This is a genomic window from Kutzneria chonburiensis, assembly GCF_028622115.1.
Taxonomy (GTDB): Bacteria; Actinomycetota; Actinomycetes; order Mycobacteriales; family Pseudonocardiaceae; genus Kutzneria; species Kutzneria chonburiensis.
In genome coordinates this window covers 4,560,880-4,585,157 of record NZ_CP097263.1, presented here as the reverse complement: position 1 = coordinate 4,585,157, position 24,278 = coordinate 4,560,880, and the positions used below count along the sequence as shown (strand labels likewise).

The 24,278-nt window shown below is 70.3% G+C and carries 24 protein-coding genes; 19 read left to right on the top strand and 5 right to left on the bottom strand.

Annotated features, from left to right (window positions below; genetic code table 11):
• Positions 1 to 19 precede the first annotated feature (19 nt).
• Together M3Q35_RS20435 and M3Q35_RS20430 are read left to right on the top strand one after the other, a co-directional pair.
• Positions 20 to 1,492 carry a sigma-70 family RNA polymerase sigma factor gene (locus M3Q35_RS20435; RefSeq protein ID WP_273943524.1) on the top strand — a complete coding sequence of 491 codons (1,473 nt, stop codon included), beginning with the start codon at positions 20 to 22 and terminating at the stop codon, positions 1,490 to 1,492.
• A 123-nt stretch (positions 1,493 to 1,615) separates the two neighbouring features.
• Complete coding sequence (locus M3Q35_RS20430; protein ID WP_273943523.1) at positions 1,616 to 2,269, top strand: helix-turn-helix transcriptional regulator; 654 nt, start codon at positions 1,616 to 1,618, stop codon at positions 2,267 to 2,269.
• 65 nt (positions 2,270 to 2,334) lie between these two features.
• Here the strand turns inward: M3Q35_RS20430 and M3Q35_RS20425 are convergent, their stop codons facing one another.
• The 4 genes from M3Q35_RS20425 to M3Q35_RS20410 are packed head-to-tail and all read right to left on the bottom strand — an operon-like array spanning position 2,335 to position 4,402.
• A complete protein-coding gene (locus M3Q35_RS20425; protein WP_273943522.1) occupies positions 2,335 to 2,976 on the bottom strand; it encodes a hypothetical protein in 642 nt (213 codons plus the stop codon).
• A gap of 10 nt (positions 2,977 to 2,986) precedes the next feature.
• Positions 2,987 to 3,448 (bottom strand): papain-like cysteine protease family protein, encoded by a 462-nt coding sequence (locus M3Q35_RS20420; RefSeq protein WP_273943521.1) that lies wholly within the window; start codon positions 3,446 to 3,448, stop codon positions 2,987 to 2,989.
• A gap of 4 nt (positions 3,449 to 3,452) precedes the next feature.
• Entirely contained in the window at positions 3,453 to 3,845 is a 393-nt protein-coding gene (locus M3Q35_RS20415) for a PAAR domain-containing protein (protein ID WP_273943520.1), read from the bottom strand.
• Positions 3,842 to 4,402, bottom strand: coding sequence for a Pvc16 family protein (locus tag M3Q35_RS20410; RefSeq protein WP_273943519.1), 561 nt, complete (start codon positions 4,400 to 4,402; stop codon positions 3,842 to 3,844). Before M3Q35_RS20410 ends, M3Q35_RS20415 begins: the two co-directional genes overlap by 4 nt.
• A 183-nt stretch (positions 4,403 to 4,585) precedes the next feature.
• Between M3Q35_RS20410 and M3Q35_RS20405 the strand changes: the two genes are divergently transcribed.
• The 13 genes from M3Q35_RS20405 (at position 4,586) to M3Q35_RS20345 (ending at position 17,818) form a co-directional block, all read left to right on the top strand.
• Positions 4,586 to 6,097, top strand: a complete 1,512-nt coding sequence (locus M3Q35_RS20405) for a phage tail sheath family protein (RefSeq protein ID WP_273943518.1) — start codon at positions 4,586 to 4,588, stop codon at positions 6,095 to 6,097.
• 44 nt (positions 6,098 to 6,141) lie between these two features.
• Positions 6,142 to 6,603: a phage tail protein gene (locus tag M3Q35_RS20400; RefSeq protein WP_273943517.1), complete on the top strand. Its 462-nt coding sequence runs from the start codon at positions 6,142 to 6,144 to the stop codon at positions 6,601 to 6,603.
• On the top strand, positions 6,600 to 7,001 hold the full coding sequence (locus M3Q35_RS20395; RefSeq protein WP_273943515.1) for a phage tail assembly protein: 402 nt from the start codon (positions 6,600 to 6,602) through the stop codon (positions 6,999 to 7,001). The genes M3Q35_RS20400 and M3Q35_RS20395 overlap by 4 nt, the downstream gene beginning before the upstream one ends.
• Positions 6,970 to 7,149, top strand: a complete 180-nt coding sequence (locus M3Q35_RS20390; RefSeq protein ID WP_273944763.1) for a DUF6760 family protein — start codon at positions 6,970 to 6,972, stop codon at positions 7,147 to 7,149. Before M3Q35_RS20395 ends, M3Q35_RS20390 begins: the two co-directional genes overlap by 32 nt.
• A gap of 122 nt (positions 7,150 to 7,271) precedes the next feature.
• Positions 7,272 to 9,323, top strand: coding sequence for an eCIS core domain-containing protein (locus M3Q35_RS20385; RefSeq protein WP_273943513.1), 2,052 nt, complete (start codon positions 7,272 to 7,274; stop codon positions 9,321 to 9,323).
• A gap of 10 nt (positions 9,324 to 9,333) precedes the next feature.
• Positions 9,334 to 9,798, top strand: coding sequence for a phage tail protein (locus M3Q35_RS20380; RefSeq protein ID WP_273943512.1), 465 nt, complete (start codon positions 9,334 to 9,336; stop codon positions 9,796 to 9,798).
• Between the two features lie 3 nt (positions 9,799 to 9,801).
• Entirely contained in the window at positions 9,802 to 10,254 is a 453-nt protein-coding gene (locus M3Q35_RS20375; RefSeq protein ID WP_273943511.1) for a phage tail protein, read from the top strand.
• Positions 10,251 to 11,039 (top strand): LysM peptidoglycan-binding domain-containing protein, encoded by a 789-nt coding sequence (locus M3Q35_RS20370; protein ID WP_273943510.1) that lies wholly within the window; start codon positions 10,251 to 10,253, stop codon positions 11,037 to 11,039. Before M3Q35_RS20375 ends, M3Q35_RS20370 begins: the two co-directional genes overlap by 4 nt.
• On the top strand, positions 11,036 to 12,970 hold the full coding sequence (locus tag M3Q35_RS20365) for a phage baseplate assembly protein V (RefSeq protein WP_273943509.1): 1,935 nt from the start codon (positions 11,036 to 11,038) through the stop codon (positions 12,968 to 12,970). The genes M3Q35_RS20370 and M3Q35_RS20365 overlap by 4 nt, the downstream gene beginning before the upstream one ends.
• A gap of 12 nt (positions 12,971 to 12,982) precedes the next feature.
• On the top strand, positions 12,983 to 13,390 hold the full coding sequence (locus tag M3Q35_RS20360; RefSeq protein ID WP_273943508.1) for a GPW/gp25 family protein: 408 nt from the start codon (positions 12,983 to 12,985) through the stop codon (positions 13,388 to 13,390).
• Complete coding sequence (locus M3Q35_RS20355; protein ID WP_273943507.1) at positions 13,390 to 15,339, top strand: putative baseplate assembly protein; 1,950 nt, start codon at positions 13,390 to 13,392, stop codon at positions 15,337 to 15,339. The genes M3Q35_RS20360 and M3Q35_RS20355 overlap by 1 nt, the downstream gene beginning before the upstream one ends.
• Positions 15,339 to 15,878: a phage tail protein I gene (locus M3Q35_RS20350; protein ID WP_273943506.1), complete on the top strand. Its 540-nt coding sequence runs from the start codon at positions 15,339 to 15,341 to the stop codon at positions 15,876 to 15,878. The genes M3Q35_RS20355 and M3Q35_RS20350 overlap by 1 nt, the downstream gene beginning before the upstream one ends.
• Positions 15,879 to 16,906: 1,028 nt before the next feature.
• Positions 16,907 to 17,818 carry a zinc ribbon domain-containing protein gene (locus M3Q35_RS20345; protein WP_273943505.1) on the top strand — a complete coding sequence of 304 codons (912 nt, stop codon included), beginning with the start codon at positions 16,907 to 16,909 and terminating at the stop codon, positions 17,816 to 17,818.
• Between the two features lie 357 nt (positions 17,819 to 18,175).
• Here M3Q35_RS20345 and M3Q35_RS20340 read toward each other — a convergent pair whose 3' ends face one another.
• Positions 18,176 to 20,659 carry a choice-of-anchor D domain-containing protein gene (locus tag M3Q35_RS20340; RefSeq protein WP_273943504.1) on the bottom strand — a complete coding sequence of 828 codons (2,484 nt, stop codon included), beginning with the start codon at positions 20,657 to 20,659 and terminating at the stop codon, positions 18,176 to 18,178.
• A 155-nt stretch (positions 20,660 to 20,814) separates the two neighbouring features.
• Here M3Q35_RS20340 and M3Q35_RS20335 point away from each other — a divergent pair, with 155 nt between their 5' ends.
• The 4 genes from M3Q35_RS20335 (at position 20,815) to M3Q35_RS20320 (ending at position 24,215) form a co-directional block, all read left to right on the top strand.
• Positions 20,815 to 22,086 carry a COG1470 family protein gene (locus M3Q35_RS20335; protein ID WP_273943503.1) on the top strand — a complete coding sequence of 424 codons (1,272 nt, stop codon included), beginning with the start codon at positions 20,815 to 20,817 and terminating at the stop codon, positions 22,084 to 22,086.
• Positions 22,087 to 22,154: 68 nt separating this feature from the next.
• Entirely contained in the window at positions 22,155 to 22,565 is a 411-nt protein-coding gene (locus M3Q35_RS20330; protein WP_273943502.1) for a DnaJ family domain-containing protein, read from the top strand.
• Between the two features lie 64 nt (positions 22,566 to 22,629).
• The gene (locus M3Q35_RS20325) at positions 22,630 to 23,256 is read left to right on the top strand and encodes an HD domain-containing protein (RefSeq protein ID WP_273943501.1); all 627 of its coding nucleotides are present in this window, start codon (positions 22,630 to 22,632) and stop codon (positions 23,254 to 23,256) included.
• Positions 23,253 to 24,215: a GlxA family transcriptional regulator gene (locus M3Q35_RS20320; RefSeq protein WP_273943500.1), complete on the top strand. Its 963-nt coding sequence runs from the start codon at positions 23,253 to 23,255 to the stop codon at positions 24,213 to 24,215. Before M3Q35_RS20325 ends, M3Q35_RS20320 begins: the two co-directional genes overlap by 4 nt.
• The last annotated feature ends 63 nt before the right edge of the window (positions 24,216 to 24,278 follow it).

Here is a 24,278-nt window from a genome sequence, read left to right as displayed (position 1 = left end):
GCCCCTACGGTTCTACATTGTGCAGGACGCGCAGCTGGTCGGCGCCATTGTCGAAGGCGACCGACAGGGGTGGGCCGAGCTCTACCAGCGGTACGCCGACCCCCTCTACACCTATTGTGTTTCCCAGTTGCAGGACCGTGAGGCGGCCGCCGACGTCCTGCACGACACCCTCATCGTCGCGGCCGAACGCGTGTCCCAGCTGCGCGACCCGGAACGGCTGCGCCCCTGGCTGTACGCGATCGCCCGCAACGAGTGCCACCGGCGCCGGCGCAGCCACCGCCGGCTGGTCGCGCTGGAGGAGGCCGGCGACCTGCCGGCGGCCGGCGAGGACGTGGACACCGGGCTGCGCCTGGACGAGATGCGCCGGCTGGTCCGCGACACCGTCGAGGGCCTCAACCCGAGCGAGCGGGAGATCCTCCAGCTCGCCGGCACGCACGGCCTGAACGGCCCGGACCTGGCCCTGGCGCTGGGCGTCACGGCCAACCACGCCAACGCGCTGCTGTCGCGGGCCCGCCAGCAGTTCGAGAAGTCGCTGGCCGCGCTGATCATCGCCCGCACCGGCCGCGAGGCCTGCGCGGTGCTCGACGACCTGCTGCACGGCTGGGACGGCGTGCTGACTCCGTTGCTGCGCAAGCGGATCGCCCGGCACATCGAGAACTGCGAGACCTGCGGCGAGAACAAGCGCCGCCGGGTCAACGCCAAGGCGCTGCTGGCCCTGCTGCCGCTGTTCGCGGTGGCCGGCGAGCTGCTCGACCGGACCAGCGGCGAGATCGAGAACCCCGAGCTGGTCGCCTATCGGCGCGACCTGGCCGACCGGGCCGGGAAGTTCCGGCGCAACGGCTTCCCGAACGGCAACGAGCTGTGGCGCCGGCCGCCGTGGGTGACGATCGCCGCGGTCAGCGCCGGCATCGTCGTGCTCGGCGCGTACACCTTCCTGGCGCCGATCCAGGCCGACCAGCGCGAGGCCCTGCCACCGTCGGAGTTCACGCCGACGCCGTCCCTGCCACCACCTTTCACCACGACCGGGGAGACGACCACCACCGTCACCACCACGGACGGGCCGACGACCACCACCTCGACCACCACGTCGAACGTCGTCGCACCGCCGCGGACGACCGGGGGCGTCACGACGACGACAACAACCAGGACGACGACTACGACCACCAGCACGACGACCACCACGACCACCCCGCCGTCGTCGAGCAGCGTCCCCCGGGGCGCGCTCAACGTCACGCCGCGTGAGATCAACCTCGACCCGGGCAAGGCCGCCGTCACGATCACCTCGAAGGGGGGACCGCTCAGCTGGAGCGTCAGCAGCTCCAACCCGCATGTCACGGTCTCGCCCGGCAGTGGGTCGCTGGCGGCGAACGGGTCGGTGACGGTCTCCGTGGTGCTGACCACGTTCGACAGCTCCGGCGGGGCCACGCTGACCTTCACCGCCACCGGCGGCCAGACCGTTACCGTGAGTGCACGATGGACCGTCATCTCGTGACGCAGAGAAGTCGCAGAAATTTTCCCGGAAAAAGTTGTTGTTCCTCGATCCTCCCAGGTCTCCCAGCTTCGGGTGCTCACTCCTGTGAGCGTCCGCACTCCACAGCCGAAGGAGACAGGCGAGATGGAACTTGACACGGCGGCAACCACGCTGACCCGGGTCCCGGTGTTGGTGCGGGCCACGGATCCGATCCTCCAGGGAGGGGTTGCCGTCACGCTGCGCACCAGGCCGGAGGTCCGCCTGGTCGACGAGGACCACGCGGAGGCGAGATCGGCGGTGGTCTTCGTGGTCGCCGACCGGCTCGACGACCACGCCGTGAAGCTGCTGCGCACGCTGCAGTGCGGCGGCCACACCAAGGTGGCGCTGATCGCCGGGCAGATCGACGACAACGAGATCCTCACCGCGGTGGAGAACGGGGTCTGCGCGGTGGCCCGGCGCTCGGAGGTCAGCGCCGACGCGCTGGTGCGCCTGGCTCAGGCCGTGAACACCGGCGAGGGGGCGCTGCCGCCCGACCTGCTCGGCCGGCTGCTGGACCGGGTCGCCCGGCTCCAGCGCAACGTGCTCGAACCGCGGGGGCTGCACCTGGGCGGCACCTCCGCGCGGGAGACCGAAGTGCTGCGGCTGGTGGCGGAAGGCTTCTCCACCAAGGAGATCGCCGAGCAGCTCTGCTACTCGCAGCGCACCGTGAAGGCGATCATGCACGACATCACCAACCGCTTCCACCTGCGCAACCGCCCGCACGCCGTGGCCTACGCGCTGCGTGAAGGCCTTATCTGACAAGTAGTTCTGCCGGTGTTCGAGGGGGCGGCGCGGACGGCCGCCCCCTCGAACACTGTCCGGGTTCAGTGCCAGTACCCGGCGCCCGTCCCCACGACCTCGGCGTTGTAGTGCCGGCTCCAGCTGACCAGGTGCGAGAAGAAGCCGTTCAGCGTCACGCTGAGCTGGATCGGCAGCGCCGCGATCGGCCCCGAGTTGGCGTCGCCGCGGTTCATCGCGTGGTTCGGCACGATCACGTGCACGTCGACGGAGAAGTCCGGCGGCAGGTAGTTGACGGCGATCCACGGGGCCACGTAGTCGAGGTAGCGCCCGACGCCGTTGTGGCTGGCGCCGTAGTAGTAGGAGATGCCGACCTGGAAGTCGTAGTCGGCCTGCCACACCCGCCACCACTCGCTGGAGGCCTTGTAGTGCCGGGAGATGTTGCCCGGCTCCGACGCCCAGCCGGTCAGCGTCATCGGGTCGACGCCGGCCGGCACCGCGTTGGCGTACTCGGTCGCGTTGATGCTGGCCGAGTTGTGCAGCAGGTCGATCACGGTCTTGCCCACGTTGACGATGGTGTCGACGGGGCTGTCGCCGCCGATCGTCTCCTCGCCGGGGCCGGTGCCGGCCAGCTGGTCGGACGCGTTGTAGACGGCGAAGTTGGACTCGTCGGCCTGCAGCGCCTGCTCGAAGTCGCTCTGGCTGACCTGGGGTGTGGTGTCGGTCATCGGATTTCTCCTAGCGGGTGGCGAAGATGTTGGCGCGCGAGTTGGCGCCCAGCTCGAACGAGCTCTCGAACGTCGTGTAGTCCAGCTGCTGCGGGCCGTGGATCGGGTCGTTGTAGTACATCCAGGTGCCGGCGGTCGTCCCGTCGGAATAGATGCCGTACAGCACGACGGCATGGCTGACGTGGCCGCCGCCCTGCTTGATCACGATCCACAGTGGACCGTGGTCGGACAGCTCGGTGACCCAGTAGGACGGCCAGCCGCAGGCCGGGTAGACCTCGTGCACGCCCCACTGCTGGGCGATCGGCTCGATCCGCTCCCAGGTCATGGCCACGTCCCGGTACTCGCCGAGCACGGTGTCCAGGTCGCTGCCGGCCAGCATGGCGATGCCGGCGGCCCAGCAGCTGGTGTTGTCGTGCTGGTACACCATGCCGACGGTCTCGCTGTGGCTGAACGGTTCCCACGGTTCTGTCATGTGCCTAACCGCCGATCATCACGGTGCCCGCGCCGACGATGGAGCTGGTCGGCGCCGGCGCTGGGTCGTTGCAGGTGGTCACCGGATCCCCGATGCGGGCGGCCGGCTTGTTGTTGATCAGCACCGACGAGCTGCCCTGGGTGACGGTGCCCTGGTTGGTCGGCGGCACCTGGAACGGGCCGCCCTGCGGGATGTGCGGCGGCGCGTTGGTCGCCGTGCTGCCCACGGTGGCCGCCGGCATGCCGCCGATCATCACGTTGGTGCTGCACCCGCCGGTGATCTTGCCGGCGAACGGGTGCGGCAGCGGCGTCGGCACCGGGCCGCCGGGCGACGGGATCATCACGATGTGCGTGTCCGTGCCGACGACCTGGTCGCCTTGCTTGGCCCCGAAACTCATGACGTCTCCTCGATCCGCCGGCGCGGCCACTGCTTCTTCTGACCGCTCGTCGGCGCGACCATGGGCCGCACGGTGTTGGCCACACCCAGGTGCACGCCGTCGGCCGGCGGCGCCAGCTCGGTGTCCAGCGGCGGCGTGTAGGCCGCGTTGACCGTCACGACGAACGACGCCCGCGGCGGGAAACCCAGCTCGCACGGCATCGACGCGCCCAGTTTCACGTCGAGGCCGGTGTCCTCGTCGGTCAGCGCGATCAGCGCCTGCCCGAGCAGCTCGTGCTCGGTCTCCGGGTCGGCGGCGTGCGCCTGCACCACATAGGACAGTTCGTAGCGACGGGTCGGCGCCTGCCGGCCGAGCAGCCGGCCGTCCGCGCCCCGCACGTCGTCACGGCCGGCCGACCGGCCCTGCGCGTCGTCCCGCAGACCGAACAGGGTCAGCGAGACTGCGGTCTGCTTGTCGTCTGCGCCCAAATCCGTCTGCGCCGCGAGCAGGACGGCGGTACCGTCGGGCAGCCGTTTCCGCAGCAGGTCGCGCAGCGCCTGGTCGACTCCTGGGATCACGGGATCGAGTGTCCGTGTCGGACGCCGGCGATCGCAGTGGCGGACAGGCGTCCTTTCGGACCCGGCCGATTCGCCCTTAGGGGCAGACCCGGCCGCCCTTCGTCCCGCCCCGCCGTGACTGGGCTCTTGTGCCCTTGATTGGTCACGATGTCGTGGTCGCAAGTGTCTGTCAGGGAGGGCCCGATGCCAAGCAGCTACCTCGCGCCCGGCGTGTACATGGAGGAAGTCTCATCGGGCTCGCGGCCGATCGAGGCCGTCGGGACCGCGGTCGCCGCCTTCGTCGGATTCGCCGAGAAGGGGCCGGTCGACGAGCCGGTCCTGGTCACCAGCTGGACCCAGTTCAAGCGCTCGTTCGGCGACTTCGTCGAGGGCTACTACCTCGCGCACGCCGTGTACGGCTACTTCCTCAACGGCGGCGGCACCGCGTACGTGGTCCGCGTCGGCGGGGCCGCCGGCGGCGAGACCGCCGCGCCGGTGGCCGAGCTGCCGTCCTCGGTGGACGGCCGGGCCGCGCTGACCGTGTCGGCCAAGAACGCCGAGCCCGGCATCAGCGTCGAGGTGCAGCCGGCCGGTGAGCCGGCCGACGACACGTTCAAGCTCGTCGTCAAGCGCGGCGGCCAGCCGGTCGAGACCTTCGACAACGTCACCACCAAGCGCGGCGCCAACAACGTCGTCACCGTGGTGCGGACCCAGTCCCAGCTGATCACCGTCGAGGACACCAAGGGCGGCCGCGTGGTCGCCGCGCCGCAGGTCGGCGAGGTCGCGCTGCCCGCGGGCGGCGCCGAGGTGGTGTCGGCCGGCGACTACGTCGGCAACTCGGCCGACCGCACCGGTTTCGGCGGCCTCGAGGCCATCGACAACGTGACCATGCTGTGCGTGCCCGACCTGATGGCCGCCTACCAGCACGGCAAGATCTCGCTGGACGACGTCAAGGCCGTGCAGCTGGCCATGATCGCGCACTGCGAGCTGATGTCCGACCGCGTGGCCATCCTGGACACCCCGCCCGGCCTGAACGCCCAGCGCGTCAAGGAATGGCGGATGGACTTCACCGGCTACGACTCCAAGTACGCGGCCATGTACTGGCCGTGGGTCAAGGTCGCCGACCCGGTGGCCGGCAAGCAGGTCTTCGTGCCGCCGAGCGGGCACATGGCCGGCATCTGGGCCCGCAACGACAGCACCCGCGGCGTGCACAAGGCCCCGGCCAACGAGGTCGTGCGCGGTGCGGTGACGCTGGAGCTCAACATCACCAAGGGCGAGCACGACACGCTCAACCCGGTCGCGGTCAACTGCATCCGCTCGTTCCCGGGCCAGGGCATCCGGGTGTGGGGCGCGCGCACGCTGTCCAGCGACCCGGAGTGGCGCTACCTCAACGTGCGGCGGCTGTTCAACTACGTGGAGAAGTCCATTCTCCAGGGCACCAACTGGGTCGTGTTCGAGCCCAACGACCCGAAGCTGTGGGACTCGGTCAAGCGCACCATCACCATGTTCCTGCGCCGGGTGTGGCGGGACGGGGCGCTGTTCGGCCGCACGCCGGCCGAGGCGTTCTTCGTCAAGTGCGACGAGGAGAACAACCCGCCGGAGAACCGCGACGCCGGCATCCTCACCGTGGAGCTGGGCATCGCGCCGGTCAAGCCGGCCGAGTTCGTGGTGTTCCGCATCTCCCAGTTCTCCGACGGCGCTTCGCTCGAAGAGTAAACCCGACCGTCCCCCAAGGAATCCCACGCTGAGGAGACACGAAGATGCCTGGCGGAATCGGCCCCAACCAACCGAGCGACGCGCTCACCGCGGCCCGCTTCTCCATCACCATCGACGGCTACGAGATCGCCTCCTTCGCGGAGCTGCTCGGCATCACCACCGAGGTCGAGGCGGTCGAGCTGATGGAGTCCACCGACAAGTCGGTGGTGCTCAAGAAGCTGCCCGGCAAGGTCAAGCCGCCGACCCTGGTGCTCAAGCGGGGCAAGAACTCCAGCATGGAGCTGTGGGCCTGGCACGAGGCCGTGCTCAACGGCGACATCGTGGCCGCCCGCAAGAGCTGCTCGCTGGTGATGTACTCCACCGACGGCAAGCCGGTGGCCCGCTACCACCTTGAGCACGCGTGGCCGGCCAAGCTGGAGATCGGCGCGTTGAAGGCCGGCGCCAGCGAGGTGCTGATGGAGACGGTGACGTTGGTCTGCGAGCACATCCAGCGAGTGGCCCCATGACCGCAGTGCAGGAGACCTTGCGCACGGAGTACCCGTTCACGCTGCCCCGCGGCTACGTGGACGAGAACGGCCGGGTGCACCGCAACGGGATCATGCGGCTGGCCACGGCCCGCGACGAGATCACCACGCAGGCCGACCAGCGCTCCAAGCAGAACCCCGCGTACCTCACGGTGCTTCTGCTGGAGCGCACGGTCACCGAGCTCGGCGATCTGTCCGCTGTGGACACGTTCGTCATCGAGAACCTGTTCGCCTCGGACCTGGCTTTCCTCCAGGACCTGTACCGGCGCATCAACCAGGACGGCCACACCGAGGTCGCCGTCAGCTGCCCGCACTGCGGCAAGGACTTCGGGGTCGACATCGCCGGTGATGCGCCGGGGGATCCTGACGTGCGCGGCTGACCGGATCTGGGAGGAAGTCGCGTACGTGGCCTACTACCTGCACTGGACCTTCGACTCGATTCTCGACCTCGAGCACCCGGTGCGGGAACGCATGATCACCGAGATCGGCAAGATCCACACCCAGCTGGCCGACCAGTCCGAGATGTGACCCACAGTCACATCCCGCCGGATGGGCAAGCTGTGAACGGACCGTTCCACAACTCCGAGTTGTGGAATGGTCCGTTCCGAACGGCAAGGCAGTAACGAGATGTGACGAAGGGGAGGGGCGATATGCGCTGGCCGTTCCGCAAGCGGACTGCCGACACCGACCCGGCGGTGGCTTCGGCCGCCGCCGAGCCGGTGGCGGCCGAGCGGCCGCAGGCGCGCGAGTGGACGGCGCTGTCCCCCCTGCCCGGCACGTTTTCCAGCAAGGCCCCGGTGGTGATCGGGCCGGCCCCGGTGCTGCCGCCGCTGCCCGGACGGCGCGAGCCGTTGCCGGCCAGCGACGCGCCACTGCGTGGTTCGGTGCAGGGCATCGCCTCCGTGATCAAGCCGGTGCAGTTCGACCGGGCCGCCGCGGAGGTCGTGCACCGGCCGCTGACCCGCCGGGCGGTCGTGCTGCCGCAGCCGCCGGAGCCCGAGCCACTGACCTATGTGGACGAACAGCGCGTCGAAGAGCCCCGCGAGCCAAGGGTGCCGCACCGGGCCCCGGCCTGGCTGCGCTACAGCCCGCCGCCATGGGCCATGCCGCAGAACGACGAGCCGGGCATCCCGGACCTGCCCCAGCCGTTGCCTCTGCTATTGCCCATCATGGAGACGCCCCCGCCGCCGCCCGCCCCGGTGGTGCGCCCGAAGCCGGAGCGCCGGGCCAACCTGGCCCAGAGTCGACGGCTCGGGCTGGGCGCGCCGATCTCCCCGGCGCAGCACCAGGCTTCCGTCGAGGAGGAGCCGGCTCCTGAGGAGCCTGCCCCAGCCCCGGCTCTGATCCCAGCTCCTGTCCCGGCTCCGGCCACCGCCGGTCCCGCGGTCGTCGAACCCGTTGTCCTGCCGGTCGTTTCCCCGATCGCGGCCCCGGTTGCCGACCCCGTTGCCGACGAGCCGCCGCCGCTGATCCACGAGTCGGTGCCGACCGAGCTCGCCGCCTCGCTGCGGCAGACCCACAACGTGGATGTCGCCGATGTGCCGGTGGTGCGCGGAAAGGCCGTGTCGGCCGAGGCCCGCTCGCACGGCGCCCGCGCGTTCACCCGTGACGGCAAGGTCCACCTGCCCGACGAGGCCGGCCCGGTCACCTCGCCCAAGGCCCGTGGCCTCATCGCCCACGAGCTCGTGCACGCCGTGCAGCAGCGCACCCTCGGGCTGTCGCTGCCGTCGCCGTCGTCCGAGCACGGCCAGGCCCTGGAGGCGGAAGCCGTTGCCGTGGAACGCTTCTACGCCGGCGAGTCGTCCGCGCCGGCCCCGCAGCCGTTGATTCACTCGCCGCGGGTAACACCCATGCCCGGGTTAGGGTCTTACACGCAGCTCGACCCCATCTCGACCCCCGCGACGACGACGGCTCCGTCCTCGTCCGAGCACCAGCAGGTGATCGACGCCCGGGTGCGCGAGGAGGTCGACCGGGTGGCCACCGACACCGCCCGTCGCGTCGTGCAACAGGAATGGTCGAACCCGTCGCTCACCGCGCAACAACGCCGCGCCCTCGGATTGCCGGCGCAAGGGCAGACCCAACAACAGCAACAGCAGGACCAACAGCAACAACAAGATCAGTCCGATCCGACCGCCGGCTATCTCGAAGCGGCGGTGTTGTCGCGGTTGCGACCATCGCACGCCCGACATGCGCCAGTGGCGCCGCCGGGCAGCCACCAGACAACCCAGACGCAGCAGGGACCGTTGTCGCAGACCACCGCGACAGCGGTTCAGCCGCAGTCGACCCAGGGCACGGCGCAGGGTACCGGAACACCGGGCACCGGAACCCCGCAGCAGCAACAGGACCAGGAGCCCGAGCCGGATCCCACCGCCGGCTACCTGGAGGCCGCGGTGCTCGGCCGGCTGACCCGGCACGGCCAGCACCTGCACCGCACCACCGAGCAGCACCACGACCAGACGCAGCAGGGCCAGGGCACGCAAACCCAGGCACAGAGCCAACGGCCGCAGTCCCAGACCACCGGGACGCACAGCGCCGACCACGCCGAGACCACTGGCGCCGCGCCGGCCCACCACCACGTCGACATCAACGATCTCGACCTGGAGGAGCTGTCCGCCCGGCTCTACAGCCGCCTGCGCAGCCGGCTGCGCATGGAGCTGCTGGTCGACCGGGAACGGTCCGGCCAGCTGAGCGATTACCGATAGGGGAGAAGTCATGCCACTCAACGACCAGTCGGTGATCGGCCTCGCGAACCGGTTCACCGTCAAGGTGACGCCGGGCGACCACGACCTCGGCAGCTGGACCAAGGCCGAGGGCCTGGACGTGACCTGGGACATCGCCGACTACCGGGCCGGCGACGGCGGCAACCAGCGCTGGTTCTTCCCGGGCAACACCAAGTACAGCCACGTCCGGCTGTCACGGGCCGCGTCCGAGGGCGACTCCAAGAAGGTCAAGGACTGGCTGAGCAAGACCTCCTTCCACAACCAGGCCAACCAGGAGATCCAGGTCACGCTGTACGACTCGTCGACCAAGAAGGTGCTGGACTGGCACCTGAAGAACGCGATGCCGGCCAAGTGGTCCATCGCCAACTTCGAGGCCGGCGGCAGCAACGTGGCCATCGAGACGCTGGAGCTGGTGCACGAGGGCTTCCTCGACGACGACGTCACGTACCAGGGCTGAGCCATGGCGATGAGCACGGCCGCGATGCTCGGCCTCGTCACCCGTTTCCACGTCACCGTCGACGGCGTCGACCTCGGCGGCTGGGCCCGCTGCTCGGGCCTGAGCGTGGACTTCAAGCCGGAGCCCTGGCTGGAGGGCGGCAACTACCAGCACGTCACCTACCTGCCGGGGCAGATCGAGTACCAGCCGATCACCTTGCAGCGGGCGATGAACTCGCAGGACACGCCCCGCGTGCAGGCCTGGCTCAGCGGCAAGGCGCACAGCTGGGTGAACGCCAACTCCAGCGGCGGCGGGGGCACCGCGCAGATCACGCTGTACGACTCCCAGGCGATCAAGGTGGCCAGCTGGTCGCTGCGCAACGTCTACCCGAGCAAGTGGGACGGTCCCGAGCTGGACGCCCGCACGCTCGGCGTGGCCATCGAAAGCCTGCAACTCGTGCATGAGGGGTTCCTATGACCGGAGCACTGGGTGCGGTCGCCGCCGCGGCCGACATCGCCGCCGGCGCGGCCATCGGCGCCGCCATGCTGGCCGGCGCGCGCGTGCCGGCGCAGCTGCGCTGCACCGACCCGGCCAACTTCGGCCTGGTGTCGTTCGACTTCAATCCCAAGAAGATCGAGATGTCCCGGCAGAGCACGTACAGCAACCGCTCGACGCCGACCGCGACCAACGGCAGCAGCAACGCCTCGTCCGCCAACAACGTCCGCAACGCCCAGATCGTCGTGTCCGACATCAAGTTCGAGGGCATGACCACCAAGATGCGCTGCGACACCCTGCTGGGCTGGATGGCCCCGGGCAGCGCGCTCAACCTGGTCGGCATGGTCGCCGCGCTGGCCGGCGTCAACCTGACCACCGAGCCGCCGGTGCTGACCTTCCAGTGGGGTCCGCCGATGGTCGGCTTCATGTACAGCGTGCGGCTGACCAGCTGCAAGGTCGTCTACGAGCGGTTCACCTCGGCCGGCATCCCCATCCGGGCGACGCTGAACCTGACCATGCAGGAGGTGCCGAGCCTGCTCGGCAGCCTGCCGATGAACCCGACCTCCGGCGGCCAGCCCGGCCGGCGCACGCACACCGTCGGCGCCGGCGAGACCCTGCAGTCCATCGCCACTGCCAACTACGGCACGCCCGCGCTGTGGCGACGGATCGCCGAGGTCAACGGCATCGACGACCCGACGCGGCTGCGCCCCGGCACCACCGTCTACCTGCCCAACGGCGACGAGCTGACGTCCGGGGGCCGGCGATGATGCCCGGCGGCCTGCTCGGGCAGGCCACCGCCATGGTGTGGCCGACCGTCAAGATCGGCGCGATCATGGGGATGCCGTTGTCCCCGCTGGTGCAGAGCAAGCTCGTGCGGGCACTCGTCGACACCCACCTGCACCTGCCGGACATGTTCGAGCTGACCTTCATCGACGAGTCCGGCACGGTCACCGACGACGCCGGGCTGTCCATCGGCACCGCCGTGGAGATCCTGGCCGGCGACGCCACGTCCACCACGACCACGTCGTTGATCAAGGGCGAGGTCACGGCGATCGAGGCCATCTGCGCCGATGCCGTGATCTACACCGTGATCCGCGGCTACGAGAAGGCGCACCGGTTGCAGCGGGCCCGCCGCACCCGGACGTTCCTCAACATGAAGGACTCCGACATCGCCCGGCAGGTGGCCAGCCACGCCGGGCTCGAACCGGGCACGATCGAGGAGTCCGGCACCACCCACACGCACATCGCCCAGGTCGCCCAGACCGATTGGGAGTTCCTGGTCGCGCGGGCAAGGGAGATCGGCTACGAGACCGGCGTTGTCGGCGGGGAGTTCTTCTTCCGCAAGGCGTCGGGCCAGCCCAGCGGCGGCGGGCTGCTCGACACGCTGGCCTCCGCCGTCGGTATCGGCGCCGGACCGACCTTGACGTTCAAGGACAACCTGACCACCTTCCTGCCCCGGATCTCGGCCGCCAACATCACGCCGGACGTGGAGGTCCGGGTGTGGGACGCCAAGTCCGCGCGGGTGGCCGTCGGCTCCGCGTCGGCGTCCACCGGCACCGCGCAGATCGACGGCGAGGAGCCGGCGCAGCTGGCCAACTCCTTCACCGACGGCCTGCTGCCGCCGCTGCCGCACCTGCCGGCCCTGCCGCCGATCCCCGGCCTGCCGCGCATCGACTTCGGTTCCTCGCCCAGCAACACGGCTTACGTGGTCGTCGACCGTCCACTCGCGACCGGATCGGACGCCGACTCGGCGGCCGAGGAAGCGGCGAAAGGCTTGGCGGACCACATCTCCAGCACTTTCGCCGAAGCCGAGGGCACCGCCGTCGGCGATCCCCGCATCCAGGCCGGTGTCAAGGTGACCGTGGCCGCCGTGCCCAAGCAGTTCGCCGGCAGCTGGACCGTCACCAACGCCAAGCACGTCTTCGACCCGGCCGAGGGCGGCTACCACACGAAGTTCTACGTCTCCGGACGGCAGGACCGGTCGCTGTTCAAGCTCGCTTCCGGCTCCGGGCAACAACATCCGGGCCTGTCCGGGCTGGTCTGCGGGGTGGTCACCAACGCCAACGACCAGGACAACAAGGGCAAGGTCAAGGTCGCGCTGCCGTGGCTGTCGCCCAACTACGAGTCCGACTGGGCCCGGGTCGTGCAGCTCGGCGCCGGCCGCCGCAGCGGGCTGGTGTTCGTGCCCGAGGTCGGCGACGAAGTGTTGCTGGGCTTCGAGTTCGGCGACCCGCGGCGGCCGTACGTGATCGGCGGGCTGATCAACGACAACACGTCCTTCGAGCCGCTGAGCTCGGCGGTCAACGGCTCCGGCGCGGTGGTCAAGCGCGCCATCACCTCGCCGGCCGGCAACACCCTGCAGTTCCAGGACGAGCTGCCGCCGGGACCGCCGGGGGCCGCGCCGCCGACCACGTCGTCGATCACGCTCGGCACCGGCGACGGCAACCTCGGGCTGGCCATCGACCAGGTCGGCGGCACGGTCACGCTGACGTGCAAACCGGCCCCGCCGGCCAGCCGCACCCCGGCCGGCACGCTGACCATCGACTGCTCCGGCGCGGGAAAGATCGAGATCAAGGCCGGCGCCGGCGGGCTCAAGCTGACCAGCGACGGCCAGCTGGAGCTGTCCGGCCAGGCCGGCGTGAAGATCTCCAGCCCGGCCCTGGTCGAGGTGTCGGGCCAGATGATCAAGCTGAACTGAGAAGAGGCAGTGGTGTCACAGGACTTCGTCGGCGCCGGGTGGGCGTTCCCGCTGAACGTGTCGCCGCGCGGCGGCATCGAGCTGGTCCGCCGCGAGGTGGAGCTGGAGCAGGCCATGCGGCTGATCCTGGCCACCTATCCCGGCGAGCGGCCGATGCGGCCGGCGTTCGGCAGCCGGCTGCGGGACTTCGTGTTCCGGCCGGCCGACGCCGCCACCGCGGCCGAGCTGGCCGAGGAGGTCCGCAACGCGCTGCTGCGCTGGGAGGCGCGGGTCGACATCGAGCTGGTCGACGTGCGGCCGGACCGGGACGACCGCAGCGTGCTGTACATCGACATCAGCTACCGGATCAAGCACACCAACGACCGCCGCAACCTGGTGTTCCCGTTCTACACCATCCCCGAGGACGGGAGTGACTACTGATGGCGCTGCCGGTGCCCAACCTCGACGACCGCCGGTTCCAGGACCTGGTGGACGACGCCAAGCGCATGGTGATGCGCCGCTGTCCGGAGTGGACGGACCACAACGTGTCCGACCCGGGCGTGACGCTGATCGAGACCTTCGCGTACATGACCGACCAGCTGCTGTTCCGCCTCAACCAGGTGCCGGACCGGCTGTACGTCAAGTTCCTCGACATGATCGGCCTGCGGCTGATCCCGGCCACACCGGCCGAGGTGCCGGTGACCTTCTGGCTGTCCGCGCCGGCGATCACCTCGGTCGGCGTGGCCATGGGAACCAGTGTCGCCACGCCGCGTACCGACCTTGAGGACTCGATCCTGTTCAGCACGCGCCGCGATCTCCAGATCGTGCCGTGTGCTCTGAGCCAGGTGGCGACACAGTCCACTTCGGACGATGCGCCGGTCGAGCGGACCGAGGAACTCAAGCTGGGGAGGCACTTCGGTGCTTTCAGTCCCGCGCCGCAGGTGGACGACGTGCTGCTGGTCGGGCTGACCGATCCGGTGCCGTCGTGCGTGGTGCGGCTGGACTTCGACTGCCACGTCGAAGGTGTCGGCGTGCATCCCGAGCAGCCGCCGCTGGTGTGGGAGGCGTGGACCGGCAACGGCTGGACCGAGTGCCTGGTCAGCAGCGACGGCACCGCCGCGCTGAACAAGGCCGGCGGTGTGCTGGTGCACGTGCCGGACGACCACGAGGCGTCTGTCCTGGTTGGACAGCGGGCGGGCTGGTTGCGCGCCAGGGTGATCGCCGTGCCGGCCGAGTTCCCGACCTACAGTGACTCGCCCGTGATCATGGGCCTGTCGGCATCGACCGTCGGCGGCACCGTGGAGGCCATCCACGCCGAGATCGTCGACGTCGAGCTGCTCGGCATGACCGAAGGCGTTGCCGGACAGCAGTTCCACACCTCCCGGGCCCCGCTGCTGGGAGGCGTGGCCACGCCGGTCGTCGAGGTCAGTTCGGATGACGGGTGGCAGGAGTGGCGTCCGGTCAGTGGTTTCGCGTGGAGCGGGCCCACCGACCGGCACTACCTGCTCGACGAGGTCGCCGGCACGGTGTCATTCGGGCCGGCCGTCCGTGACGTCGACGGCAGCGTCCGCCAGCACGGCGCCGTGCCGGCCGCCGGCGAGACCGTGCGGATTCGGCGCTACGCCACCGGCGGCGGCCGGCACGGCAACGTGGGGCGCGGCACCATTCGCACCCTGAAGTCGTCGATCCCGTTCGTGGACCGGGTGGAGAACCTGGACTTCGCCAAGGGCGGCGTGGACGCCGAGACCATCGACGAGGCCAAGGCCCGCGGACCGATCCTGCTGCGCACGCGCAGCCGGGCCGTGACGGCCGAGGACTACGAGGCCATCGTGCGGGAGATCGCGCCCGAACTGGCCCGGGTCCGGTGCGTCACCGCCGGCGAGGACGACGTGCAGGCCGGGGCGGTCCGGGTGCTCGTCGTGCCGGCGGCGTCCGAGGAGGGCGGGATCAAGCTGGGGGAGCTGGTACCCGAGGAGGGTATGCTCCAGCGGATCGCCGAGCACCTCGACGAGGTTCGTCTCATCGGGACGCGGGTGCTCGTCGAGCCGCCGCGCTACCGGGGCATCACCGTCGTCACGCGCTTGGTCGCCCGTCCTCGCGTCGACACCACTCGCATCCGCACCGACGCCTTGGCCGCGTTGTACGCGTACCTGAATCCGATCAGCGGCGGTCCCGACGGCACCGGCTGGCCCTTCGGCCGTCCCGTCGCGTCCGGCGAGATCTTCGGTCTGCTGCAACGGGTTCGTGGCGTCGACATGGTCGAGGACGTGCGCCTGTTCGGGGCCAATCCGGTCACCGGCGTGCGCGAGGGGGAGAGCCAGCGGATCGAGCTCGACCCGTGCAGCCTCGTCTTTTCCTATGAGCACCAGGTGAGAGTGGAGCAGCACTGATGCGTGGCACCGTGCCCGGGCTGCCGACCGCCGTTCCGCTGTCGGCCATGCTGCCCGGCATCTTCCAGGAAGACCCGTTCACCGTTCGCTTCGTGTCCGGCTTCGACGACGTGCTGGCGCCCATCCTGTCCACTTTGGACAATCTGACCGCCTATCTCGACCCGTCATTGGCCCCCGAGGACTTCCTCGCCTGGCTGGCCGGCTGGGTCGGGCTCGAACTCGACGAGTCGTGGCCGGTCGAGCGCCAGCGCGCCGCCATCGCCCAGGCCGCGCACATGTATCGCATGCGTGGCACCGTTTCCGGGCTTCGCGACAACCTCGAGGTCCTCACCGGCGGCCGGGTTCGCGTCGCCGACTCCGGCGGCGTCGCCGTCTCGCAGACCCCCGGCGCCGACTTCCCCGGCCAGGACCAGCCCCGGTTGGCCGTGCGGGTGTCCGTCGCCGACCCGTCTTCCGTTTCCGTCAGTGCCGTCGACGCCGTCGTGTCCGCCGCCAAGCCGGCGCACGTCGTGCACAGGGTGGAGGTGATTGCGTCGTGATCGTCTGCCGGAGCTGCGGTTTCCACAACAAGGATGCCGACTCATTCTGCGGGTCCTGCGGCGAGTTCCTGGAGTGGACCGGCGAGAAGATAACGCCGAAGCCCCCGCCCGTGGTCGAGCCCGAGCCCGAGGAGCCCGCCCCCGCCAAGCGGTCGCTGCTGGAGCGCATCCAGTCGCTCGTGTACATGGACGTCGGCGAGCGTGATCCGCTCCCCGCCCAGAGCGGCCCGATGGGCGGTCCGCCCCGGCCGCCCGGCCCTCCCGGCATGGGCGGCCCTCCTCGCCCGCCGGGCCCTCCCGGTCCCCCCGGCGTAGGCGGCCCTCCCCGCCCACCCGGTCCTCCCGGTCCGCCGGCAGGCCCACCTGGGCCGCCGGCAGGCCCACCTGGGCCGCCGGCAGGCCCTCCTGGGCCACCGGCCGGTCCTCCCGGCCCGCCCACCGGTCCTCCCGCCGGCGCTGTTGGTCCGCCCGGCCCTCCGGGGCCTCCGGCTGGTCCTCCCGCCGGCGCTGTCGGTCCGCCGCGCCCCGCCGGTCCTCCCGGACCGCCTCCTGGCCCTCCGGCCGGTCCACCTGCTGGTCCTCCTGGACCGCCGGCCGGTTCGCCTGGACGGCCTTCGGGTCCTCCCACCGGACCGCCGGCTGGCGCTGTCGCCGCGCCGGTTGGTCCGCCGACCGGAGTTGCCGGTGTGCCGGCGGGTCCCTCCGGGGGTCCTTTCGCCGCTGCCGTCGGTGCGCCGCCGGTCGGTCCTCCCGGTTCGCCCGCGGGCACTGTCGGGCAGGCGGCTCCTGTCGGTCCGCCTGCCGGGGCCATCGGCTCGCCTGTCGGTCCGCCGACCGGACCATCTGCTGGGGCGGTGGGTCCGCCGGCTGGATCCGTCGGTCCGCCCGCACCTGTCGGTCCACCGACCGGGCCGCCCTCGGGTGCCTTCACGCCCGTCGGCCCGTCGGGTTCCGTCCCGCCGGCCGCTGGTGCGGGCGAGGCGTCCCTCGAACTGCCGGCCCCGCAAGCCCACACGTCCCAACCGCCTGTGGAGGCAGCACTCGTCGCACCGCTGCAATCCACCACCGCCACGCCGCCCAAGCCCGAAACGCTGTCCGTTCTCCCTGAACGTGAGCAGAAGCGGGTCACGGCCGTGGTCAAGAAGCCGCCGACGCGGCGTCTTCAGCCCGGTGATCTCATCTGTGGCGACTGCGGCGAGGGCAATCCCGACACGCGGAAGTTCTGTAGCCGTTGTGGCCACAGCCTGCTCACCGCCGAGGTCGTCAAGACGCCGTGGTGGCGCAAGATCCTGCCCAAGCGCCGCACCAAGGTCCGCAAGGCCCTGGAGCGGACCGCCAAGGACCGCAAGGCCAAGCGCACCGCCTCCAGCACGGCGTTCCGGGCCATCTTCAAGACTGTCCGGGCCTTGGTCGCCGTCGTGCTGGTGCTCGGCGGCATTGCCTACGGCTCTCTGCCGGCCGTGCGCACGTGGGTCAACAACCAGGTCGCCTCGTGGCAGCAGGATGCCCAGTCCGCCCTGGACATGACGTACGCCCCCGTGCACCCGACCAAGGTCACCGCCACCCTCCAGGAGCCCACCCACCCCGCCGACCTGGTCGCCGACAGCATCAGCAACACCTTCTGGGCCGCACCCACCACCAAGGGCGAGGCCACGCTGGTGTTCACCTTCGACCGGGCCGTGAGCCTCGACAAGGCCATCATCCAGAACGGCGACAACGACAAGTTCGACCAGACCTTCCGCGTTGAGCGGCTGCACCTGGTCTACTCCAACGGAAAGACCGAGGACCTCCAGCTCAAGGACCAACCCGATCCGCAGGAGCTGACCCTCCAGAACGCCCACAACATCACCAGCGTCGAGATGCACGTGATGGCGACCTACCAGTCCCTGCACGGCACCGACCTGGCGATCAGCGAGATCGAGCTCTTCCAGCGCAGCTGACGCCACACAAACCGCCCCGGACCCGAAGGGTCCGGGGCGGTTTGTGTTTCCGCGAGTCACGCTCTCGGGCATACCGAAATGCAGTTTCAGGCACACGGCTGCTGAGGGTTGGCGGGGAACCCCGGGGTTGGCGGGGAACCCCCGCGTGTCACGCTCTCGGGCACCTTGGCGAGTTCCGCCCTCGGGCCACTGCCAGCGTGGTTGCGTAAGTGGGTGGGCCCGAGGACGGAACTCTCCAGCCCGAGAGCGTGACACGCGGGGGCCGAGAACGGGACACGCGCGCTCCATCAACAGCCAGAAAGGGCCTTCGCGAAGGTGGTACCACCCTCGCGGAGGCCCTTCAGGCCCGGCGAAACCTCAGTGCCGGGAGTCGTACTCCGGTGCGACCAGGCTTCCGGGCGTCACCAGCAGGTCGGCGTTGGCCGCCACGGCCGGCGTGGAACCGGTCACCGAGGCCTGTACGGTCCGAGGACCGAGCTCGCTCAACGGGAACACGAGCAGTGGCGTGGTGAAGCCGCCGTTGGCGTCAGAGTTGACGGTGGCTGTCTCGGGGAAGCCGTTCAGGTAGTGGATGGCGATCGGACTGGAGGCGGCGAACCCGGTGCCGGTCACGGTGATCACCGAACCCGGCGAGCCGACGGTCGGCCCGAGCTTGATGGTGGGAATGGTCACGGACCCGCTCAGCGCGACGAGGTGCGGCGAACCGGCGGCGTTGTCGTCGAAGCGAAGCACGGCGGTCCGCTGATCGGGAGTGGTGGCGAAGGCGGCCCGACCGGTGGGGCTGTACTTGACGGTGACCACGCACGTCTGTCCGGCCTGGACGGTCGTGCATCCGTTGGTGGCCACGGAGAAGTCACCGGCCTGCTGCCCGGCGGTGATCGACACCCCGGTCACGGTCAGCGGCGACTGCCCGTTGTTGGTCACGGTCACGTTCTTGGTCACGTTCTTGGCCAACGGCAGCTGCTGCCCGAAGTCCAGCGGATCCGGCCCGGCGGCGAACTGCGGCGGCTTGAGCACGACCTGGGTGCCGACGCCCTTCAGGTCGACGGTGAACGTCTTGCCGGAACCCTTGGCCCGCAAGGTAACGGTGCCGGTACGCGCGGTCGTGTCGGTCGGCGTGAACTTGACGGTCACCAAGCAGGTGTCGACGCCGTTCAACGGGGCGTTCGTACAGGTCTGCCCGCCGAGGGCGAACACACCGCCGGACGTCGTCACCTGATCGAAGACCAGCGGCCCGAAACCGGTGTGGTGGATGGTCGCCGTGCGCTCACCGGTCTGCCCGACGGTCACCTGCCCGAAGTCGACCGGGTCGGCCAGGATGGCCGGCTGGAAGGTGCGGACCATGGAATCGGTGTTGTTGTTGGTGTCACCGGCGACCAGGTCCCGGGCATCGGAGTCGAACGCCACCGAGCCGCCGTCGCCCGACATCACCGGGAACAGGCTGTCCAGGTCGCCCGGCGCGGACTTCGTGTTGGCGGAAGCCAACTCCGGGTGCTGCGTGGTGAGCAGGTTGAGCACGACCACCTGGCACGCCTGGAGAGTCGGCCCGGACGGGGAGGACTGGATGACGGCGTTCTTGCGCAGTCCCACCTCGGAGGGGTGGAAGCAGTTGTTGAGGACGGACGCCCCGGTGCTCTCGGTGATCTCCGGGGCGTCGGTGACGAAGGCCAGGTAGTGCCCGTCGGCCGACAGCGCCGGGTACTTGCCGTCGTGCTCGTTGCCGGCGAAGTCCTTGGACACCACGGAAGTCTTGGTCACGGCGCCGGGACCATCGGCCCGGTCGACGACGTGCACGCGGGCCGAGGTGTCGCCGTCGGTGAGGCTGGTGAAGGCGACGTGCCGGCCGTCGGCGGTGACGGTGGTCTCGAAGTACTGGGCCCGCGAGTTCAGCGGCTGGCCCGAGGTGTCCACGTCCAGCCGGGTGAGCTTGTTGCTACGCAGGTCGAGACTGACGATCGCGTAGAAGTTGCCATCGGTCTGGGTCGAGAAGTACCGCCCGGACACGACGAGGTTGTTGCCGTCGGCCGACAGTGACGGGTCGCAGAAGCCCAGCGTGCGGGATTCGGGCAGCGGCATGGTCTGCGCGACGGAGTCGGTGCGGGCCGGCGCGGACAGTGCTCCGGTGGCCGACTTGTGCAGCGTGGTGGTGACCAGGGAAGCCTGGTTGTCCTGGAAGTTGAAGCAACTGAAGCCCTCGAGCCACGCGATGCGGCTGGCGTCCGCGGACAACCGCGGCGAGTTCGCGAAGAATCCCTCGCCGTGCGTCCCGGTCTCGGGCGGCAGCACGCTCACGGTGGTGTAGGCGCACGGGCTCTGGAACGTGCCGGTGCCCAGCGGATCCCGGTCGCACACCACGATCGCCTGGTCGCCGCCGCCGGCCGCGCCGGAGATGTTGGACGCCCGCGTGCTGAACGCGATGTACCGGCCGTTGCCCGAGATGGACGGCTCATTGCTGTCGCCGTTGGCCTCGACCACGCCGGTCGCCGCCGCGGCCTCCGGGGCGGCGTGGATGATCACCGGGATGCCGGTGCTGATCAACGTGGTGGTGCCGGCGACCAGATCGCGCACGTACACGTCCTGAACCTTGCCGTCCGCGTCCACCGGGTCAAGGCCATGGCTGGTGAACGCCACGTAGCGGCCGTCGGCCGACATGGCCGTCTGCGCGCCGCCCCTCGGCGCCTGGGAGCCGTTGTTCAGCACGGAGGCGCGGACGGTGGTTCCCGGCGACACGGCGGCGACCGCGGCAGAACCCTGGCCGATCACCAGCAGGACGGTCGTCGCCACGAGGAGGCCGACCGCCGCCAAGAGGGCGAGCAGGGGCCCGCGGACATGCAAGCTCATGGGCCCGAAGCTAGGGCAACACCGACCGCGGCCGCGCCCGTTGAACAGGCGTCCTTCCGGCCGCCGATGCTCGCCCTTTGGTGCGAGCCGGGCCGCCCCCTGCGGCTCCCGAACGTCGCTGCCTTCGATCGTGCCAGCGCACGACACTTTTCGCCATGGGTGCCATCACGTCGCTCGAACAGCCGAGCCTGGCCGTCACTCCCGGCGAGCAGGCCCACTGTGTCGTGCAGATCCGCAACACCGGCAGCATCGTGGACCAGTTCGCCGTGGACGTCATCGGCGACGCGCAGAAGTGGGCGACCGCCGAGCCTCGCGTCGTGAACCTGATGCCCGGCGACGTTGGCACCGTGGCGCTGACCTTCGCCCCGCCGCGCAGCGCCGAGGTGCGCGCCGGGCAGACGCCGTTCGGCGTGCGCGTGAAGTCCCGGGAGGACCCGGAGGGCTCGGTCGTCGACGAGGGTGTCATCACCGTCGCCCCGTTCATGGAGCTGCGGGCCGAGGTCACGCCGCGCACCTCGCACGGCCGCATGAACGGCCGGCACGAGCTGGTCATCGACAACCTGGGCAACAGCCCGGCCGAGGTCGAGCTGATCGCCACCGACACCGAGGAACGGCTGTCGTTCCGCTTCCGGCAGCCGACGCTGACGGTCGAGCCCGGCACCGCCGCGTTCGTGCCGTTCACGGCCCGTCCGCACAAGCGCTACCTGCGCGGTGTCGAGCACAAGCACCAGTTCCAGGCGACGGTGCTGACCACCGGCGGCGACCCGGTCTCGGCCGACGGCACGTTCATCCAGAACCAGCTGCTGCCCAAGTGGCTGCTGCCGGCGCTGGCCGCGCTGCTGGCGCTGCTGATCCTGGCCATCGTGCTGTGGTTCACGATCGTCAAGCCGGAGGTGCAGTCCACGGCGAAGCAGGCGGCGCAGGAGCAGGTGACCCCGGTCATCTCCATCGCCGACCGTGCCGACCAGAAGGCGGAGTCCGCGCAGCAGCAGGCCGCGGCGGCGCAGCAGGCGGCGGCCGGCGGCGCCCCGAAGCCGGGCACCGGCACGGGCACTGGCACGGGCGGCGTCACCGACGTCCCGGGCACGGCGACCGACTTCCGTATCGTGGCCAACGCCGCGGTGACCGCGGATGCCAACAACTTCAAGAAGTTCGGCATGGACGTGCCGCCGCCGGCGGACAAGACCCTTGTCGTCACGGACTTCCTGCTGCAGAACCCGTACGGCGACACCGGCATCATCCGCATCCAGCGGGACAACCAGGTGCTGGCCGAGTTCGGCCTCGGCAACTTCCGTGCCTTCGACTACCACGTCGGCCAGACCTGGCGGATCCTGCCCGGCCAGCACCTGGTGATCACGGTGAACTGCCAGTCGGCGACCTCGGGCACCTGCCGCAGCTCCGCCTCGTTCTCCGGGAAGATCCAGTAAACTGGCGACCATGACGGAACGCCGACCGGCCGGCACGAGTTACGAGTCGTGGCTGGACAAGCAGATCCGTGAGGGGGAACAGCGGGGAGTTCGACGACCTGCCGGGCAAGGGGAAACCGCTGCCCGATCGTGGCGAGCTGCGCGACCCGGACTGGTGGGCGCGCAGCTTTGTCGCACGCGAAGGCGGCACCGGTGGCGCATTGTTGCCGGAGTCGTTGCAGCTGCGCAAGGAAATCGAGCGCCTGTCTGAAGTCGTCAACGACCTGCCGGCCGAACGGCTGGTGCGTGAGCATGTGTCGGAGCTGAACAAACGGATCGTGGCCTGGCTGCGGTCGCCGACCGGCCCGCATGTCAAGGTGGGGCCGGTCGACGCGGACGAGATCGTCGCGCAGTGGCGGAAATCCCGTCCGAAGCCCGTGACGCCGCAACCGGTCGTGGCCGAGCGCAAGCGCCGCTGGTGGCAGCGACGGATGTCCTGATCCGTGGGGTTCGTGTCCCGATGGACACGGCCCGACAACGCCACGGCGGGTCAGGATCGTAGTCATGACCACGATCCAGATCCCCGGCACGAAACTGGCCTCGGCGGCCACCGAGTTCGTCCGCGGCCAGACCACCGACCTGGTGTTCGAGCACTCGCTCCGGGTCTACCACTGGGGCAGCCTTCAGGGCCGCAACCGGGACCTGAGCTGGGATCCGGAGCTGCTGTACTTCGCCGCCCTGTTCCACGACGTGGGCCTGGCCGAGCGGCACCACGGCAGCGGCCGCCGGTTCGAGGTGGACGGCGCCGAGGTGGCACGGGATTTCCTGAAGGACCACGGCGTTCCCGACGACAGCGTCCGTCGCGTGTGGACAGCCATCGCCCTGCACACCACTCCCGGCATCCCCGAGTTCATGGAGCCGGAGATCGCGCTGCTGACCGCCGGCGTCGAGTACGACGTGCTGGGCATCGGCTATCACGACATCAGCCCCCAGGACCGGACCGAGGTCGTCACGGCGCATCCCCGCCCCGACTTCAAGCGCCGCATCCTCAAGGCCTTCACGGACGGCATCGCACCCAAGCCGGACACCACCTTCGGCAACGTCAAGGCGGACGTGCTCCAGCACTACATGCCCGGTTTCCAGCGCGGCGACTTCGTCGAGACGATCCTCAACTCGCAGTGGCCGGAGTGAGCCCGCACCTGGTGGTCGTGCTGGCCTTCGACGGCGTGCAACTGCTGGATGTCGCCGGCCCGGTCGACGTGCTGACCAGCGCGAACGAGCACGGCGCCGACTACCGGGTGATCATCGCCTCGGCCGGCGGCGAGCCCGTCACCACCTCGGCCGGTGTGCGGATCGCCGCCGACACCACGTTCGCCGGCGTGCCGGAGCGCATCGGCACCACGCTGGTGCCGGGTCGCCCGGACTGGCAGCGGGCCGTGACCGACGAGCCGCTGGTCGAGGCCGTGCGGACGATGGCCCAGCGGTCGCAGCGGGTGGCCAGCGTGTGCGCCGGGGCCTTCCCGCTGGCCGAGTCGGGGCTGCTGGACGGCCGTCGCGCCGCCACCCACTGGCAGCTGGCCGACGACCTGAGCCGCCGCTATCCGCAGGTCACCGTGGAGCCGGATCCGCTGTTCGTCCGGGACGGCAACATCATCTCGTCGGCCGGTGTCACCGCCGGCATCGATCTGACGGTCGCCCTGGTCGAGGACGACCACGGCGCCGACCTGGCCCGGGCCGTCGCCCGGCAGCTGGTGGTGTTCATGGCCCGGCCCGGCGGGCAGTCCCAGTTCAGCGCCCGCCTCGGCCCGCGCAACCCGCACAGCGAGGTCGTCCGGCACGTGATGGACGCGATCGTCGCCGACCCGGCCGGCCCGCACAAGCTGCCCGAGCTGGGCGCCCGGGTCAACATGAGCGGCCGGCACCTGGCCCGGCTGTTCACGGCCGAGATCGGCCGCACGCCCGCCGAGTACGTCGACACCGTGCGCGTGGAGGCGGCCCGCGCGCTGCTGGAAGGCGGCACCGACCCGGTCGACCTGATCGCCCGGCGGGTCGGCCTCGGCTCGGCCGAGACGCTGCGCCGGCTGTTCCTGCGTACGGTTTCGATCACGCCCACCGCCTACCGGGCCCGTTTCCGCACGTCACAGCGCTAACCCCCGCGCCTCCGCCCCCGTGTCACATGCGGTCCGGATGTGCCTCTGGGAGGCAAGTACGAC

What these genes read in the sequence shown, in the direction of transcription:
- M3Q35_RS20430 (WP_273943523.1), top strand. Translation starts at nt 1,616, where the DNA reads ATGGAACTTGACACGGCGGCAACCACGCTGACCCGGGTCCCGGTGTTG.
- M3Q35_RS20425 (WP_273943522.1), bottom strand. Translation starts at nt 2,976, where the DNA reads ATGACCGACACCACACCCCAGGTCAGCCAGAGCGACTTCGAGCAGGCG.
- M3Q35_RS20420 (WP_273943521.1), bottom strand. Translation starts at nt 3,448, where the DNA reads ATGACAGAACCGTGGGAACCGTTCAGCCACAGCGAGACCGTCGGCATG.
- M3Q35_RS20415 (WP_273943520.1), bottom strand. Translation starts at nt 3,845, where the DNA reads ATGAGTTTCGGGGCCAAGCAAGGCGACCAGGTCGTCGGCACGGACACG.
- M3Q35_RS20405 (WP_273943518.1), top strand. Translation starts at nt 4,586, where the DNA reads ATGCCAAGCAGCTACCTCGCGCCCGGCGTGTACATGGAGGAAGTCTCA.
- M3Q35_RS20400 (WP_273943517.1), top strand. Translation starts at nt 6,142, where the DNA reads ATGCCTGGCGGAATCGGCCCCAACCAACCGAGCGACGCGCTCACCGCG.
- M3Q35_RS20395 (WP_273943515.1), top strand. Translation starts at nt 6,600, where the DNA reads ATGACCGCAGTGCAGGAGACCTTGCGCACGGAGTACCCGTTCACGCTG.
- M3Q35_RS20390 (WP_273944763.1), top strand. Translation starts at nt 6,970, where the DNA reads ATGCGCCGGGGGATCCTGACGTGCGCGGCTGACCGGATCTGGGAGGAA.
- M3Q35_RS20385 (WP_273943513.1), top strand. Translation starts at nt 7,272, where the DNA reads ATGCGCTGGCCGTTCCGCAAGCGGACTGCCGACACCGACCCGGCGGTG.
- M3Q35_RS20380 (WP_273943512.1), top strand. Translation starts at nt 9,334, where the DNA reads ATGCCACTCAACGACCAGTCGGTGATCGGCCTCGCGAACCGGTTCACC.
- M3Q35_RS20375 (WP_273943511.1), top strand. Translation starts at nt 9,802, where the DNA reads ATGGCGATGAGCACGGCCGCGATGCTCGGCCTCGTCACCCGTTTCCAC.
- M3Q35_RS20370 (WP_273943510.1), top strand. Translation starts at nt 10,251, where the DNA reads ATGACCGGAGCACTGGGTGCGGTCGCCGCCGCGGCCGACATCGCCGCC.
- M3Q35_RS20365 (WP_273943509.1), top strand. Translation starts at nt 11,036, where the DNA reads ATGATGCCCGGCGGCCTGCTCGGGCAGGCCACCGCCATGGTGTGGCCG.
- M3Q35_RS20355 (WP_273943507.1), top strand. Translation starts at nt 13,390, where the DNA reads ATGGCGCTGCCGGTGCCCAACCTCGACGACCGCCGGTTCCAGGACCTG.
- M3Q35_RS20350 (WP_273943506.1), top strand. Translation starts at nt 15,339, where the DNA reads ATGCGTGGCACCGTGCCCGGGCTGCCGACCGCCGTTCCGCTGTCGGCC.
- M3Q35_RS20340 (WP_273943504.1), bottom strand. Translation starts at nt 20,659, where the DNA reads ATGAGCTTGCATGTCCGCGGGCCCCTGCTCGCCCTCTTGGCGGCGGTC.
- M3Q35_RS20335 (WP_273943503.1), top strand. Translation starts at nt 20,815, where the DNA reads ATGGGTGCCATCACGTCGCTCGAACAGCCGAGCCTGGCCGTCACTCCC.
- M3Q35_RS20325 (WP_273943501.1), top strand. Translation starts at nt 22,630, where the DNA reads ATGACCACGATCCAGATCCCCGGCACGAAACTGGCCTCGGCGGCCACC.